The following is a 14,514-nucleotide window of genomic DNA, read 5'->3' as shown; positions in this document are numbered from 1 at the left end:
CCGTCGGCAATGCGCCCACCGCCCTGTTCCGGCTGCTGGAGATGATCGACGAGGGGGCACCCCGGCCGGCCGCCGTGATCGGTGTCCCGGTCGGTTTCGTCGGGGCCGCCGAGTCCAAGGACGCCCTGGCCGCGCACCCGTCGGGCCTGGAGCACCTGGTCGTGCGCGGCCGTCGCGGGGGCAGCGCCATCGCCGCCGCCGCGCTCAACGCGATCGCGAGTGAGGAAGAGTGAGCGGCAAGCTGTACGGGGTGGGGCTCGGCCCCGGTGACCCGTCCCTGATGACCGTACGGGCCGTGGAGGCCATCGCCGAGGCGGATGTGATCGCGTACCACAGTGCGCGGCACGGTCGTTCCATCGCCCGCTCGATCGCGGCGCAGCACATCCGCGCCGACCACATCGAGGAGCGGCTGGTCTACCCGGTCACGACCGAGACCACCGACCATCCCGGCGGCTACAAGGGCGCGATGGAGGAGTTCTACGCCGAGGCGTCGGCCCGGCTCGCCGCGCACCTGGACGCGGGACGCACGGTCGCGGTCCTCGCCGAGGGCGATCCGCTCTTCTACGGCTCCTACATGCACATGCACAAGCGGCTGGTCGACCGCTACGACACCGAGGTCATCCCCGGCGTCACGTCCGTGTCCGCGGCCGCCGCACGGCTGGGCACCCCGCTCGCCGAGGGCGAGGAGGTGCTGACCATCCTGCCGGGCACGCTGCCCGAGGAGGAGCTGACCGCACGGCTCGCCGCGACGGATGTGGCCGTGGTGATGAAGCTGGGGCGGACCTTCACCAAGGTGCGCAGCGCGCTGGAGAGTTCGGGGCGGCTCGGCGAGGCCCGGTATGTCGAGCGGGCCACCATGGCCGGGGAGCGGCTCGCCGAACTGGCGGACGTGGACCCGGAGTCGGTGCCGTACTTCTCGGTGGCCGTGCTGCCCAGCCAGGTCGACGCCGAGCGGCCCGAGGCCCGGGAGCGGGGCGAGGTCGTCGTGGTCGGGACCGGGCCGGCCGGTCCGCTGTGGCTGACACCCGAGACGCGGGGCGCGCTGGCCGCCGCCGACGACCTGGTCGGCTACACCACCTACCTCGACCGGGTGCCGCGGCGCGCCGGTCAGATCCGGCACGGCTCGGACAACCGGGTCGAGTCGGAGCGCGCCGAGTTCGCCCTCGATCTGGCCCGGCGCGGGCGGCGGGTCGCGGTCGTCTCGGGCGGCGACCCGGGCGTCTTCGCCATGGCGACGGCCGTTCTGGAGGTCGCGTCGCAGAAGCAGTACGCGGACGTCGCGGTGCGGGTGCTGCCGGGTGTGACGGCCGCCAACGCGGCGGCGGCCCGTGCGGGCGCCCCGCTCGGGCACGACTACGCCGCCCTCTCGCTCTCCGACCGGCTCAAGCCGTGGGAGGTCATCGCCGAGCGGCTGAGCGCGGCCGCCTCGGCGGACTTGGTGCTGGCGCTGTACAACCCCGGTTCCCGCAGCCGTACCTGGCAGGTGGGCAAGGCCCGTGAGCTGCTGCTGGAGCACCGGGCACCGGACACCCCGGTGGTGGTGGCACGGGACGTGGGCGGATCCGGTGAGCGGGTCCGGATCGTGCGGCTGGCCGACCTGGATCCGGCCGAGGTCGACATGCGCACGATCCTGCTGGTCGGGTCTTCGCAGACGAAGGCCGTCCGGCGCGGGGACGGCGAGGAGATCGTCTGGACTCCGCGCCGGTATCCCGAGGCGTAGGCGGGTGCGGCCCGGTTCAGTTCTCCTCGGCCACCGAAGCGGGGGCCGGGGCGGGCCGGGCCAGGCCCTTCGTCCACTTCTCCTCGATCCGGCCGACCTTCCACACCAGCAGGGCCACGGCCCAGGTGGCGAAGAACAGCCCGACGATGACGTAGCCGATGACATTCAGGTCCAGGCCGGACACCCAGTCCCAGAACGGGCCGTGCAGGTCGGCCTGTTCGGCGATCAGGCCCAGCAGTTCGACCGTGCCGATGAGCAGCGCCACGGCGACGGACAGGCCGGTGATGGTGAGGTTGTAGTAGACCTTGCGCACCGGCTTGGAGAAGGCCCAGCCGTAGGCGAAGTTCATGAACGAGCCGTCGATGGTGTCGAGCAGCGACATGCCGGCCGCGAACAGGACCGGCAGGCACAGGATCGCGTACCAGGGCAGGCCGGACGCGGCGCCCGAACCGGCGAGCACCAGCAGGGCGATCTCCGTCGCCGTGTCGAAGCCGAGACCGAAGAGCAGGCCCAGGGGGTACATCTGCCATGGCTTGGTGATCGACTTCATCAGGCGGCCGAGGACGCGGTTCATGAAGCCACGGTTGTCGAGCTGCTTCTCCAGTGCCGCCTCGTCGAAGTGGCCCGAGCGCATCTGCCGGAAGACCTTCCAGATCCCCATCATGATCACCAGGTTGATGATCGCGATGACGTACAGGAACGTCCCGGAGACGGTGGTGCCGATCCAGCCGGCGAGACCGTGCAGGGTGGAGTCGTCGTTCGCGACCGGTCCGGCCAGTGCCTTCACTCCGAGGGAGAGCAGGAAGGCGAGCACGAAGACGATCGAGGAGTGCCCGAGCGAGAACCAGAAGCCGACCGACAGCGGGCGTTGGCCCTCGCTCATCAGCTTGCGGGTCGTGTTGTCGATGGCGGCGATGTGATCGGCGTCGAAGGCGTGCCGCATGCCCAGGGTGTAGGCCGTGACGCCGATCCCGATGCCGAAGGTCCGCTCGCCGAGGCTGTAGTGCTCCGGGGCGACGATCACCACGAGCGTGAACCAGCCGATGACGTGCAGCGCGAGGATGAACGCGGCCATTCCGCCGAGGCTCGTCCACTCCTTGCGGGTCATCGTGGTGCGGGCGGATGCGTGAGCGGTGGTCATGGAGGCGTGGGCCTTACTGGTCGGCGATCGACTGTTCTCAGTCGCGCCCTCCAGATTTCTGCGAACTCATTGCAGGTACAAGCCCTGGGCGGCAAAGCCCCCGTCAGGTTTCAGCCAGCAGCCGGGAAAGTGCGCCGGCTCCTGATCCACCGGACCGCTTCTTCCGGCTCCCCCACTTCCTGCACCCCTTCGGGAACCGGCGGCCGGCGGACCACGACCACCGGCAGCCCGGCCTCCCGCGCGGCCGTGAGCTTCGGTGCCGTGGCGGCTCCCCCGCTGTCCTTCGTCACGACGACGTCGACGCGATGGCGGCGCAGCAGCTCGCGCTCGCCGTCGAGGGTGAAGGGGCCACGGTCGAGCAGCACCTCCATGCGGAGCGGGTGGGGGGCCTCGGGCGCGTCGACGGAACGGACGAGGAACCACAGGTCGTCCAGGGCGGCGAAGGCGGCCAGGCCCATGCGTCCGGTGGTGAGGAACACGCGGCGGCCGAGCGTGGGCAGCAGCGTCGCGGCCTCCTCCAGGGAGCCGACCTCGCGCCAGTCGTCACCGGCTACCGGGACCCAGCCGGGGCGCCGCACCGCGAGCAGGGGAACATGGGCGGTGGCGGCGGCACGTGCCGCGTGGAAACTGATCGTCCCGGCGAAAGGGTGGGTGGCGTCGATGAGTGCGTTCACCCGGTGCTCGGAGAGCCACGCGGTCAGCCCCTCCGTGCCGCCGAAGCCGCCGATCCGGACCTCGCCCGGAGGCAGCCGGGGGCCGGCCACCCGCCCGGCGAGGGAGCTGGTCACGGTCAGGCCGGGTGTGTCGTGGAGCAGTTCGGCAAGGCGGCGGGCTTCCGTGGTCCCGCCGAGTATCAGTACGTGCATGGAAGTTCAGGTCCGTTCATGAGCAGCGAAGTGAAGGGTGGCCGCAGGGCCCAGCTGGAGCACACCGGCCTGCGGCACGGGTGGACCACCGGCGCCTGTGCGACGGCGGCCACGACGGCCGCGTACACGGCGCTGCTGACCGGGGAGTACCCCGACCCGGTGACGATCACCCTGCCCAAGGGGCAGACACCGTCGTTCGCGCTGGCAGCCGAGGAGTTGGGCGACGGATACGCGATGGCGGGCATCGTCAAGGACGCGGGCGACGACCCGGACGTCACGCACGGCGCGCTGGTCCGGGCCACGGTACGGCGGCTGCCCGCCGGGGCCGGGGTGGTCTTCAGGGCGGGGTCCGGGGTCGGGACGATCACCCGCCCCGGCCTGCCGCTGCCCGTCGGCGAGCCGGCCGTGAACCCCGTCCCCCGCCGGATGATGCGCGAGCACGTGGCCGAGGTCGCCGCCCGGCACGGTGGCAGCGGCGACGTCGAGATCACCGTCTCCGTCGACCACGGCGAGGAGATCGCCCGCTCCACCTGGAATCCGCGGCTGGGCATCCTGGGCGGCCTGTCCATCCTCGGCACCACCGGGATCGTGGTGCCGTACTCCTGCTCGGCGTGGATCGACTCCATCCGCCGGGGTGTCGATGTGGCAAGGGCCGCCGGCCGTACGCATGTCGCCGGGTGCACCGGGTCGACGTCGGAGAAGACGGTCGTCGCCGAGTACGGGCTGCCCGAGGACGCCCTGCTCGACATGGGCGACTTCGCGGGCGCCGTGCTGAAGTACATCCGCCGCCACCCCGTGGACCGTCTGACCATCTGCGGTGGCTTCGCCAAGCTGTCCAAGCTGGCCGCCGGCCATCTCGACCTGCACTCCGCCCGTTCCCAGGTCGACAAGGGCTTCCTCGCCGAACTGGCCCGGCAGGGCGGCGCGGACGAGGCGCTGTGCGCCGAGGTGGCCGAGGCCAACACCGGGCTGGCCGCCTTGCAGTCGTGCATGGCCGCCGGAGTGCCGCTCGGTGATCTGGTCGCCAGGACCGCTCGTGACGAGGCACTGGCGGTGCTGCGTGGTGCGCCGGTCACGGTCGACGTGATCTGCATCGACCGGGCGGGCACGGTGGTGGGGCGCAGCGCGGTGGCCTGAGGGCTCAGCTCGGTGGCCTGAGATCCCCGGCGCCGGCGGTGCCTCCCCGAGCCGCTCAGCACACGTGACGCTCCCGCTCCGCCGAGTAGAGGTGGCTGTCCCGGAACTCCTGCGCCCCCAGCGTCCGCCCGACCATGATCACGGCCGTGCGCAGCACCCCGGCCTCCTTCGTCTTCCCGGCGATCTCGTCGAGGGTGCCGCGAATGATCACCTCGTCCGGGCGGGAGGCGTAGGCGACGACGGCTGCCGGGCAGTCGGCGCCGTAGTGCGGGAGGAGTTCGTCGACCACGCGGTCCACGTAGCCGGCGGCCAGGTGCAACACGATCAGCGCGCCGCTGCGGCCGAGGGTGGCCAGGTCCTCCCCGTCGGGCATGGCGGTGGCACGCTGGGCGACGCGGGTGAGGATCACGGTCTGGCCGACGGTCGGCACGGTCAGCTCCCGCTTCAGGGCCGCCGCCGCGGCGGCGAAGGCCGGGACCCCCGGGACCACCTCGTAGGGCACTCCGGCCGCGTCCAGCCGTCGCATCTGCTCGGCGACCGCGCTGAACACCGACGGGTCCCCGGAGTGCAGCCGTGCCACGTCGTGCCCCTCCTCGTGGGCGCGGACCAGCTCGGCGGTGATCTCGTCCAGGGTGAGCTGCGCGGTGTCCACCAGCCGGGCGTCCGGCGGACATTCGGCCAGCAGCTCGCGCGGGACCAGGCTGCCCGCGTAGAGGCAGACCCGGCAGGCCGCGAGGGTGCGGGCGCCGCGCACGGTGATCAGATCGGCGGCACCGGGTCCGGCGCCGATGAAGTACACGGTCATCTGTTGGCTCCCGAAGGGGTGTCGAGGGTCTTCTGTACGGCCCACTGGGTCACAGGCATCGCCTGCCGCCACCCGGTGAAGCCGCCCACGGGAACGGCGTGCGCCACCGCGAGCCGCACCAGCTCGCCGCCGTGACGACGGTGGGCGTCGGCGAGGAGCGCCTCTGACTCCAGGGTCACGGTGTTGGCGACCAGCCGCCCACCTGCGGGCAGGGCCTCCCAGCAGGCGTCGAGGAGGCCGGGCGCGGTGAGGCCGCCGCCAACGAACACGGCGTCGGGCGGGGGCAGTTCGGCCAGGGCGGCGGGCGCGGCGCCCGTGACGACCCGCAGGCCCGGCACGCCGAGACGGTCGGCGTTGCGGGTGATGCGTGCGGCGCGCACCGGGTCACGCTCGACGGTGATCGCGCGGCATGAGGGGTGGGTGCGCAGCCACTCGATGGCGATCGAGCCCGAGCCTCCGCCGATGTCCCACAGCAGTTCCCCGGGGGCGGGGGCGAGGGTGCTGAGCGTGACGGCGCGGACGTGCCGCTTGGTGAGCTGCCCGTCGTGCTCGTACGCGTCGTCCGGGAGGCCCGGCACCGCGCCGAGGCGCAGGGCGTCCGGGGCGCGGCGGCATGTGACGGCGACGATGTTCAGGGGGTCGCCGGGTGGCTGCGCGTCCGGCCAGTCGTCCGCCCTGGCCTCGGCGGTCGTGCGCTCCCGCGCGCCGCCGAGTTGCTCCAGGACCCGCATCCGGCTCGCCCCGAATCCCCGGTCCCGCAGCAGGGCGGCGACCTCGCCGGGCGTGTCGGCGCCCGCACTGAGGACGAGGATCCGACGGCCGTCGTGCAGGGCGGCGGCGAGACGGGCGGCGGGCCTGCCGACGAGCGTGACGACCTCGGCGTCCTCCAGCGGCCAGCCGAGGCGGGCGGCCGCGTAGGAGACGGAGGAGGGGTGGGGCAGGACGCGCAGGGCGCCCGCTTCCCGGCCCGCTTCCCCGACTTCCTCGGCGAGGGCACGTCCGATGCCGTAGAACATGGGGTCCCCGCTGGCCAGTACGGCGATCCGGCGGCCGGCGTGTGCCGCGAGCAGGCCGGGGACCGCTGGGCGCAGGGGCGAGGGCCAGGAGATCCGCTCCCCGGCGCAGCGCGGGGGCAGCAGGTCGAGCTGACGCGGGCCGCCGATCAGGACCTCGGCCTCGCTCAGCGCGGCGCGAGAGGCGTCGGTCAGTCCCTCCCAGCCGTCGGCCCCGATCCCGACGACGGTCACGGCGGCGGTCGGAGCGGGACGTGCGGGGTTCACTGCGCGGTACCTCGGGATTCGGGGGCAGCTCTCGTGGGCGACAAACGCGCACTCTACTGGGCGCCGACCAGCACGCCTTTGCTCGGGTGCGCATTTTCCTGGCCCTTATTGCACGCTGCTTGCAACAGCCTGCCGACGGTGTCCGGCCTTCACCCGGATCCGGCGAGGCCGAGTTCGCGCTCGCCCAGGGGTGCGAAGAAACGCTCCACGTCGGCGTCGGTGACCTCGTCGAGAGTGGCCGGTGACCAGCGGGGGTCGCGGTCCTTGTCGATGACCTGGGCGCGGATGCCCTCGACCAGGTCTGGCGTGCTCAGGGACGCACAGGAGACCCGGTACTCCTGCTCCAGCACCCGCTCCAGCGGGCCGAGCCGGCGGGCGCGGCGCAGGGCGGTCAAGGTGACCTTGAGCGAAGTGGGCGACCTGGCCAGCAGGGTCTCGGCGGTCTCCTTCGCCGCCGGGTCGCCGTACGCGAGCAGCCGTTGGACGATCTCCTCGACCGTGTCGGAAGCGAAGCAGGAGTCGATCCACTCCCGCCGCCCGGCCAGTTCCCCTTCCGGTGCGGGCTTCACATGCCGGTCCAAGGCTTCCCGTACGGGCGTGCCGGCGAGGTCGTCGACGAACCGTCCCAGCGCCTCGGACGGTACGTAGTGGTCGGCGAGGCCGGTCAGGAGTGCGTCCCCGGCGCCGATCTGGGCGCCCGTCAGCGCGAGGTGGGTGCCGAGTTCGCCCGGGGCGAGGGCGAGCAGGTAGGTGCCCCCGACGTCCGGGACGAAGCCGATGCCGGTCTCGGGCATGGCGATCCTCGAACGCTCGGTGACGATCCGGACGCTGCCGTGCGCGGAGACGCCGACGCCGCCGCCCATGACGATGCCGTCCATGACGGCGACGTAGGGCTTGGGGTAGCGGGCGATGCGGGCGTTGAGGTGGTACTCGTCGTGCCAGAACGCGGCCGAGGCGGTGCCGTCCCCGTCGCGGGCGTCGTCGTGGATGCCGCGGATGTCGCCGCCCGCGCACAGGCCGCGCTCCCCCGCACCGGTGATGACGACGGTCTCGACGGCCGGGTCCCGCTCCCAGTCGGTCAGGGCCTCGTCGATGCGGCGCACCATGGCGTGGGTGAGGGCGTTGAGGGCCTTGGGCCGGTTGAGGACGATGTGGGCGGCACGGCCCGTCGTACGGAACTGGACGTCGGTCATCCGAGCGCCTCCGTCAGGCCTCGGGCCGCGATGACGCGCATGATCTCGTCGGTTCCTTCCAGGAGCTGGTGGACTCGCAGGTCACGGACGATCTTCACGATGCCGTACTCGCCTGACGGTCGGCGAGAGGGGTCAGGCTGCGGTCGAGGGTGCGTGACGGACATCACACCACTCATTTCACTGTCCTCAGGTCATCATATGACCTGATCTCCCGGGAGCACGGTTGATGCAACCGCGCTCCGGACGGCACGGCAAGGCGAGGATGGGCATGAGCGACCAGAACAAGCCCGCGCGACCGCGGGTGGGCGTGGTGGGTCTAGGAGCCATGGGCCTCGGGATGGCCCGGAGCCTGCGGGCGGCGGGGTACGACGTAGGCGTTCACGACCTGCGGCCGGAGACGGCCGCGGACTTCGCCCGCGACGGCGGGACGGCGTTCGGGACCTGTGGCGAGCTGGCAGCCGCGGTGGACGTCCTGGTCGGCGTGGTGGTGAACGCCGCGCAGGTCGAGACCGTGCTGTTCGGTGCCGAGGGCGCGGCCGGCCGGCTCCGCCCCGGCTCCGTCTTCGTCATGTGCTCCACGGTCGATCCGGGCTGGTCCGCCGCGCTCGAGAACCGCCTGGCCGAGAAGGGCGTGCTGTACCTGGACGCCCCCATCTCCGGCGGCGCCGCGCGCGCCGCGGCCGGTGAACTCACCATGATGACGTCGGGCTCCACCGAGGCGTACTCCCTGGCCGACCCGGTGCTCGAGGCCATGAGCAGCACCGTCTACCGCCTGGGAGAGCACGCCGGGCTCGGCTCGAAGGTCAAGATCGTCAACCAGCTTCTCGCGGGCGTGCACATCGCCGCCGCGGCCGAGGCGATGGCCCTCGGCATCAAGGCGGGCGTTCCGGCCGAGGCGCTCTACGAGGTCATCACGCACAGCGCCGGCAACTCCTGGATGTTCGAGAACCGCATGGCCCATGTGCTCGACGGTGACTACACGCCCCTCTCGGCCGTCGACATCTTCGTCAAGGACCTCGGGCTCGTGCTGGACGCCGCCCGGCCGGAACGGTTCCCGCTCCCCCTCGCCGCCACCGCCCACCAGATGTTCCTCCAGGCGTCGGCGTCCGGACTGGGGGCCGAGGACGACAGCGCGGTCATCAAGATCTTCCCGGGGGTCGACCTGCCCAAGCCGGTGGAGGCCTGACATGGGAATCCGTCTCGGATGCATCGCCGACGACTTCACCGGCGCCACGGACCTCGCCAACAACCTGGTGCGCGCGGGCATGCGCGTGGTTCAGCTGATCGACACACCACCGGCCGGCGTCGAGCAGGCGTTGGACGCGGACGCCGTGGTGATCGCCCTCAAGTCGCGGACCGTCCCGGCGGCCGACGCCGTCGAGGCGTCCCTGCGGGCACTCGCCTGGCTGCGGTCCATGGGCGCCGAGCAGATCTACTTCAAGTACTGCTCCACCTTCGACTCGACACCGGCCGGCAACATCGGGCCGGTGACCGAGGCCCTGATGGACGCTCTGGGCACCGGCTTCACGGTCGCGACGCCGGCGTTCCCCGACAACGGGCGCACGATCTTCAAGGGGCATCTCTTCGTCGGCGACGTGCTGCTCAGCGACAGCGGCATGCGCCACCACCCGCTCACCCCGATGACCGACTCCAATCTGGTCTCCGTCCTCGGCGCGCAGACCACGCGGGAGGTCGGCCTCGTCGACCACACGGCCGTCGCCGACGGTGTCGAGGCGATCCGGGCCCGCGTCGACGCCCTGCGGGAGGACGGCTTCGGGATCGCCATCGTCGACGCCGTCTCCAACGACGACCTGGTGCGCCTGGGCGCGGCGGTCCAGGGGTTCCCGCTGGTGACCGCAGGCTCGGGGCTGGCGATCGGCCTTCCCGCCAACTGGGGGTTCAAGCCGTCCCGCGCCGCCGCGGAGCTGCCGCCTCCCGCCGGTCACCGGGCCGTCGTCTCGGGCTCGGTCTCCACGGCCACCAACCGTCAGGTCCTCGAGTACCTGCGCACCGGCCGACCCGCCTTCAGCGTGGACCCGCTGCGTGTGGCGGCCGGCGAGGACGTGGTCGGGCAGGCCCTGGACTTTGCCGAGTCGCACCTGGACGACGGGCCCGTCCTCGTCTACTCCACCGAGTCCGCCGACACGGTCCGGACCGTGCAGGGCCGGCTCGGTGCCGCCGAGGCCGGTGAGCTCGTGGAGCGGACGCTGGCCCGCATCGCGCAGGGGCTCGTGGAGCGTGGCGTGCGCCGGCTCGTCGTCGCGGGAGGTGAGACCTCGGGGGCGGTCGTCCAGGCACTCGGCATCACCGGACTCCGGATCGGGCCGCAGATCGACCCCGGTGTGCCGTGGTGCGCGGCGGCTCTTCCCGATGGAGACACGCTCCACATCACGCTCAAGTCCGGCAACTTCGGCGGCCCCGACTTCTTCACCCGCTCCTTCGCGCTCCTGGACGAGGAGGCCGCATGAACCCGCAGCCGAGCACCAGCGCCGGGACAGCACACGACGAGGCGGTCGACCGGGCCCGCGACGAGATCGTCCGCGTGGGCACCAGCCTGTTCGCCCGGGGCTACGTCCATGCCAGCGCGGGCAACATCAGTGCCAAGGTCGGCGACCACCATCTGATCACGCCCACCGACGCCGCCCTGGGGTTCCTCGAACCCGGCCGCCTGGCGCTGGCCGACGCCCGGGGTGAGCAGATCGCGGGCGACCGTGCCAGCAAGACCCTGACGCTCCATCGGCGCATCTGTGCCGCCGACCCCACGGCCCGGTTCGTCGTCCACACCCACTCCACGCACCTGGTCGCGCTCACGCTGGCCGGTGTGTGGAGCGCCCAGGACGTGCTGCCGCCCATCACGCCGTACTACGTGATGAAGGTCGGGCATGTCCCGCTCGTCCCCTACCACCGGCCCGGCGACCCGCGCGTGGCCGACCTGGTGACCGCCCGCATCGCCGATCGCGCAGCGAGCCGTACGCCCATCAGGGCGGTGCTGCTGGACCGGCTGGGCCCCGTGGTCTGGGGCCCCGACGCGGCCACCGCTCTCGCCGTCCTCGAAGAACTCGAGGAGACGGCACGTCTCTGGCTCCTGACCGACCGTCGCCCCGAGCCGCTCCCCGATCACGCGCTCGATGAACTGAGGTCCACGTTCAACGCCGCGTGGTGAACCCCTTCTCCCTTGCCGGAGAATTCCCCTGAGCCGCTCAAAGGATCGCCATGTCCATGCCCATATCGGCGTCCCAAATCCCCGACGTCGCCCGTGAGAACGCCGTCTTCCGCAAGGTCGTACGACGTATCGTCCCCTTCCTCGTCCTCTGTTACGTCGTCTCCTATCTGGACCGGGTCAACGTCGGCTTCGCGAAGCTTCAGATGTCCGACGACCTCGGATTCAGCGAGGCGGCGTACGGCCTCGGCGCCGGCCTGTTCTTCATCGGCTACTTCCTCTTCGAGGTGCCGTCGAACCTGATGCTGCAGCGCGTCGGCGCCCGCACCTGGATCGCCCGGATCATGATCAGCTGGGGTCTGGTCTCGGCGTCGTTCGTGTTCGTCAGCAACGAGACGATGTTCTACGTCCTCAGGTTCCTCCTCGGCGCCGCGGAGGCGGGGTTCTACCCGGGGGTGATCCTTTACTGCACGTACTGGTTCCCGTCGCAGCGTCGTGCCCGGGTGATCGCGATGTTCATGTCCGCCATCCCGGTGGCCGGCATCTTCGGCAACCCGCTGTCCGGCTGGATCATGGACCGGTTCCAGGGTGTGCACGGCTGGCAGGGCTGGCAGTGGATGTTCCTGCTGGAGGCGATCCCCGCACTCCTGATCGGCGTGGCCACCCTGTTCTACCTCGACAACAGCGTGCGCGCCGCGAAGTGGCTCACCGACGAGGAGAAGGACATCGTCGAGCGGGCGATCGCCGAGGACGCGGCGCACCAGACGGTGCACGGCCGGGTCTGGGACGCCTTCCGCGAGCCGAAGGTGTGGCTGATGTGCCTCATCTACTTCTGCTTCGTGATGGGGCAGTACGCCCTGACCTTCTGGATGCCCACGTTCGTCGAGTCCACTGGCATCGAGGGCAACCTCGCGATCGGGGTACTCAGCGCGGTGCCGTTCCTGGCCGCACTCGTCACGATGAACCTGTTCGGGCGTTCGGCGGACAAGCGCCGCGAGCGCCGCTGGCACCTGGTCGTCCCGAGCCTCATGGGTGCCGTCGGCTTCTCGCTTGCGGCCGGCTGGGCCGGGTCCACCGCGCTGTCCCTGGCCGCGCTGTCCTTCGCCGCGGCCGGGGTGCTGACCTGCGCGCCGCTGTTCTGGTCACTCCCCACCGCGTTCCTCGGAGGCACCGCCGCCGCGGTCGGCCTCGCCGCGATCAACTCGGTGGGCAACCTCGCCGGCTTCGTCAGCCCCTACATGATCGGCGCGCTGAAGGACGCCACCGGCTCGACATCGCTCCCGATGTACGTCCTGGCGCTCAGCCTCGTCGTCGGCGCCGCCGCGGTCCTCACCACCGACAAGCAGACCGTCAACCGCTGACCGGTCCCTCCCGGTCCCCTCACAGGAGCCAGCATGCCGAGGTTCGCAGCGAACCTGTCCATGATGTATCCCGAGCACGACTTCCCCGACCGCTTCGCCGCGGCCTCGGCGGACGGCTTCACCGCCGTCGAATACCTCTTCCCCTACGCCTACGACAGCGCGGAGTTGCGGCGCCGGCTCGACGACAACGGCCTCGGGCAGGTGCTCTTCAACGCGCCTCCCGGCGCATGGGAGTCGGGAGAACGCGGGATCGCGGCGCTGCCCGGCCGCGAGGCGGAGCTTCGCTCCGGCATCGCCCGGGCTCTGGAGTACGCCGCCGCACTGGACTGCCCTCGGTTGCACGTGATGGCGGGTCTCGTGCCGCCGGACGTGACCCCGAAGGAGCTGGCCGAGCACCGCGACACCTACCTGGCCAACCTGGAGTGGGCGGCGGAGCGAGCCGCCGAGTCGGAGGTCGACATCCTGATCGAGCCGATCAACGGCCGCGACATGCCGGGCTACTTCCTGTCGAGGCAGGCGGAGGCCCACGCGGTGGTACGGGAGGTGGGCGCCCCGAATCTCAAGGTGCAACTCGACCTGTACCACTGCCAGATCGTCGAAGGCGATCTCACGACGACGCTGCGCCGCGACCTGCCGACCGGCCGGGTCGGTCATCTGCAGATCGCCGGCGTGCCGGATCGCCACGAGCCGGACGGCGGCGAGCTCGACGTCCGGCATCTGTTCGGCGTCGTCGACGACCTGGGCTTCGACGGATGGATCGGCTGCGAGTACATCCCCCGGGCCGGCACGAGCGAGGGCCTCGGCTGGCTGGACGACTACCGAGGAGACAGCGCATGAGGATCGTCATCACGGGCGGCTTCGGCTTTCTGGGACGCGAGATCACCGACACCCTGCTGAGGACCCGGACGCACGGTGGTTCGCCGATCGATCAACTGGTGCTCACCGACCGTTTCGTTCCGCCCGGGGCGGCCGAGGCGGCCGATCCTCTGGTGGAGATCGTGCGGGGTGACCTGGTCGAGTGTCTCGACGAGGTGTTCGCGGAGCCGGTGGACGTGCTGATCCACCTCGCCGCGGCCGTCTCGGCCGAGTGCGAGGCCGACTTCGACCTCGGGATGAGCGCCAACCTGGACACCACCCGCGCCCTCCTCGAAGCCGCCCGGGCCCAGTCGGCCGCCGGCGGGCCGACGCCGCGCCTGGTGTTCTCCAGCAGCGTCGCGGTCTACGGTTCCGACCCGGCGCTGCCGCTCCCGCCGGTGGTCAGCGAGTCGACCCTGCCCACTCCCCGGTCGAGCTACGGGATCCAGAAGCTCGTCTGCGAGCAACTGGTCGCGGACTACACGCGCCGGGGCTTCATCGACGGACGCGTCGCCCGGCTGATGACCGTGTCCGTACGTCCCGGCAAGCCGAACGCCGCCGCCTCCGGCTTCCTGTCGGGCATCGTCCGCGAGCCGCTCGCCGGCCTCCCCGCGATCTGCCCCGTACGCCCCGACCTGCGGGTGGCCCTGGCGTCGCCGCGGCGCACGGTCGGAGGGATCCTCCGCATCGCGGAAGCCGAGCGCGGCAGCGGGAGGGGCCGGCTCGACGGCGGACTGCCCGTCAACCTCCCCGCACTCACGGTCTCGGTCGCCGAGATGCTGGCCACGCTGCGGCGCGTGGCAGGCGACGCCGCGGCCGATCTGGTGACCATCGCGCCCGACCGTGACGTCGAGGCCGTCGTGGGCTCGTGGCCTTCCGTCTTCGACAACACGCGTGCCGCCGCGCTCGGCCTGGAGCCCGACCCGAGCTTCGAATCGGTGGTGCGGGACTACCTCGCCGACCACCCCGACGCGGTCCTGGTCAAGGCATAGCGGG

Annotated in this window: 14 protein-coding genes and 1 pseudogene; 9 read left to right on the top strand and 6 right to left on the bottom strand. The window is 71.7% G+C overall.

Translation table 11 applies throughout. The features are described from left to right. Together ACFTZL_RS06625 and ACFTZL_RS06620 are read left to right on the top strand one after the other, a co-directional pair. Positions 1 to 233: precorrin-8X methylmutase (locus ACFTZL_RS06625; protein ID WP_382579093.1), on the top strand; the 233-nt coding region annotated here is incomplete at its 5' end. After that, entirely contained in the window at positions 230 to 1,720 is a 1,491-nt protein-coding gene (locus tag ACFTZL_RS06620) for a precorrin-2 C(20)-methyltransferase (RefSeq protein ID WP_382579090.1), read from the top strand. The genes ACFTZL_RS06625 and ACFTZL_RS06620, both read left to right, overlap by 4 nt. 16 nt (positions 1,721 to 1,736) lie before the next feature. On the opposite strand, the gene ACFTZL_RS06615 is transcribed toward ACFTZL_RS06620, so the two are convergent. Both ACFTZL_RS06615 and ACFTZL_RS06610 read right to left on the bottom strand, forming a co-directional pair. After that, a complete protein-coding gene (locus tag ACFTZL_RS06615; RefSeq protein WP_382579087.1) occupies positions 1,737 to 2,861 on the bottom strand; it encodes a HoxN/HupN/NixA family nickel/cobalt transporter in 1,125 nt (374 codons plus the stop codon). A 110-nt stretch (positions 2,862 to 2,971) separates the two neighbouring features. Beyond that, the gene (locus tag ACFTZL_RS06610) at positions 2,972 to 3,727 is read right to left on the bottom strand and encodes a cobalt-precorrin-6A reductase (RefSeq protein WP_382579084.1); all 756 of its coding nucleotides are present in this window, start codon (positions 3,725 to 3,727) and stop codon (positions 2,972 to 2,974) included. Positions 3,728 to 3,745: 18 nt separating this feature from the next. Here ACFTZL_RS06610 and ACFTZL_RS06605 point away from each other — a divergent pair, with 18 nt between their 5' ends. Continuing rightward, positions 3,746 to 4,864, top strand: coding sequence for a cobalt-precorrin-5B (C(1))-methyltransferase (locus tag ACFTZL_RS06605; protein ID WP_382579081.1), 1,119 nt, complete (start codon positions 3,746 to 3,748; stop codon positions 4,862 to 4,864). Between the two features lie 55 nt (positions 4,865 to 4,919). On the opposite strand, the gene cobM is transcribed toward ACFTZL_RS06605, so the two are convergent. From cobM to ACFTZL_RS06585, 4 genes and pseudogenes are all read right to left on the bottom strand, one after another. After that, complete coding sequence (gene cobM, locus ACFTZL_RS06600) at positions 4,920 to 5,669, bottom strand: precorrin-4 C(11)-methyltransferase (protein WP_382579080.1); 750 nt, start codon at positions 5,667 to 5,669, stop codon at positions 4,920 to 4,922. Then, positions 5,666 to 6,949, bottom strand: a complete 1,284-nt coding sequence (gene cbiE, locus ACFTZL_RS06595) for a precorrin-6y C5,15-methyltransferase (decarboxylating) subunit CbiE (RefSeq protein WP_382579077.1) — start codon at positions 6,947 to 6,949, stop codon at positions 5,666 to 5,668. Before cbiE ends, cobM begins: the two co-directional genes overlap by 4 nt. Before the next feature lie 149 nt (positions 6,950 to 7,098). Beyond that, entirely contained in the window at positions 7,099 to 8,142 is a 1,044-nt protein-coding gene (locus tag ACFTZL_RS06590; RefSeq protein ID WP_382579075.1) for an enoyl-CoA hydratase/isomerase family protein, read from the bottom strand. Further along, positions 8,139 to 8,252 (bottom strand): annotated as a pseudogene (locus ACFTZL_RS06585) (acyl-CoA dehydrogenase family protein); the annotation flags it as partial. The gene ACFTZL_RS06590 and the pseudogene ACFTZL_RS06585, both read right to left, overlap by 4 nt. A 158-nt stretch (positions 8,253 to 8,410) precedes the next feature. On the opposite strand from ACFTZL_RS06585, the gene ltnD reads away from it, so the two are divergent. Genes ltnD through denD form a run of 6 tightly spaced genes read left to right on the top strand, consistent with a single transcriptional unit; the run spans position 8,411 to position 14,510 of the window. Beyond that, a complete protein-coding gene (gene ltnD / locus ACFTZL_RS06580; RefSeq protein WP_382579073.1) occupies positions 8,411 to 9,328 on the top strand; it encodes an L-threonate dehydrogenase in 918 nt (305 codons plus the stop codon). 1 nt (position 9,329) lies between these two features. Continuing rightward, the gene (gene otnK / locus ACFTZL_RS06575) at positions 9,330 to 10,610 is read left to right on the top strand and encodes a 3-oxo-tetronate kinase (RefSeq protein ID WP_382579070.1); all 1,281 of its coding nucleotides are present in this window, start codon (positions 9,330 to 9,332) and stop codon (positions 10,608 to 10,610) included. Further along, on the top strand, positions 10,607 to 11,305 hold the full coding sequence (locus ACFTZL_RS06570; protein ID WP_382579068.1) for an aldolase: 699 nt from the start codon (positions 10,607 to 10,609) through the stop codon (positions 11,303 to 11,305). The genes otnK and ACFTZL_RS06570 overlap by 4 nt, the downstream gene beginning before the upstream one ends. Before the next feature lie 50 nt (positions 11,306 to 11,355). Continuing rightward, positions 11,356 to 12,663: an MFS transporter gene (locus ACFTZL_RS06565; RefSeq protein ID WP_382579065.1), complete on the top strand. Its 1,308-nt coding sequence runs from the start codon at positions 11,356 to 11,358 to the stop codon at positions 12,661 to 12,663. A 33-nt stretch (positions 12,664 to 12,696) separates the two neighbouring features. After that, the gene (gene otnI / locus ACFTZL_RS06560; protein ID WP_382579062.1) at positions 12,697 to 13,500 is read left to right on the top strand and encodes a 2-oxo-tetronate isomerase; all 804 of its coding nucleotides are present in this window, start codon (positions 12,697 to 12,699) and stop codon (positions 13,498 to 13,500) included. Beyond that, the gene (gene denD / locus ACFTZL_RS06555; RefSeq protein WP_382579060.1) at positions 13,497 to 14,510 is read left to right on the top strand and encodes a D-erythronate dehydrogenase; all 1,014 of its coding nucleotides are present in this window, start codon (positions 13,497 to 13,499) and stop codon (positions 14,508 to 14,510) included. Before otnI ends, denD begins: the two co-directional genes overlap by 4 nt. Positions 14,511 to 14,514 lie beyond the last annotated feature (4 nt).

Origin of the sequence: Streptomyces sp. NPDC056948 (genome assembly GCF_042674225.1) — a bacterium.
Classification (GTDB): Bacteria; Actinomycetota; Actinomycetes; order Streptomycetales; family Streptomycetaceae; genus Streptomyces; species Streptomyces purpurascens.
This window is presented reverse-complemented; position numbering and strand designations above follow the sequence as displayed.

What these genes read in the sequence shown, in the direction of transcription:
- ACFTZL_RS06615 (WP_382579087.1), bottom strand. Translation starts at nt 2,861, where the DNA reads ATGACCACCGCTCACGCATCCGCCCGCACCACGATGACCCGCAAGGAG.
- ltnD (WP_382579073.1), top strand. Translation starts at nt 8,411, where the DNA reads ATGAGCGACCAGAACAAGCCCGCGCGACCGCGGGTGGGCGTGGTGGGT.
- ACFTZL_RS06605 (WP_382579081.1), top strand. Translation starts at nt 3,746, where the DNA reads ATGAGCAGCGAAGTGAAGGGTGGCCGCAGGGCCCAGCTGGAGCACACC.
- ACFTZL_RS06570 (WP_382579068.1), top strand. Translation starts at nt 10,607, where the DNA reads ATGAACCCGCAGCCGAGCACCAGCGCCGGGACAGCACACGACGAGGCG.
- otnK (WP_382579070.1), top strand. Translation starts at nt 9,330, where the DNA reads ATGGGAATCCGTCTCGGATGCATCGCCGACGACTTCACCGGCGCCACG.
- ACFTZL_RS06590 (WP_382579075.1), bottom strand. Translation starts at nt 8,142, where the DNA reads ATGACCGACGTCCAGTTCCGTACGACGGGCCGTGCCGCCCACATCGTC.
- ACFTZL_RS06610 (WP_382579084.1), bottom strand. Translation starts at nt 3,727, where the DNA reads ATGCACGTACTGATACTCGGCGGGACCACGGAAGCCCGCCGCCTTGCC.
- cobM (WP_382579080.1), bottom strand. Translation starts at nt 5,669, where the DNA reads ATGACCGTGTACTTCATCGGCGCCGGACCCGGTGCCGCCGATCTGATC.
- denD (WP_382579060.1), top strand. Translation starts at nt 13,497, where the DNA reads ATGAGGATCGTCATCACGGGCGGCTTCGGCTTTCTGGGACGCGAGATC.
- otnI (WP_382579062.1), top strand. Translation starts at nt 12,697, where the DNA reads ATGCCGAGGTTCGCAGCGAACCTGTCCATGATGTATCCCGAGCACGAC.
- ACFTZL_RS06565 (WP_382579065.1), top strand. Translation starts at nt 11,356, where the DNA reads ATGTCCATGCCCATATCGGCGTCCCAAATCCCCGACGTCGCCCGTGAG.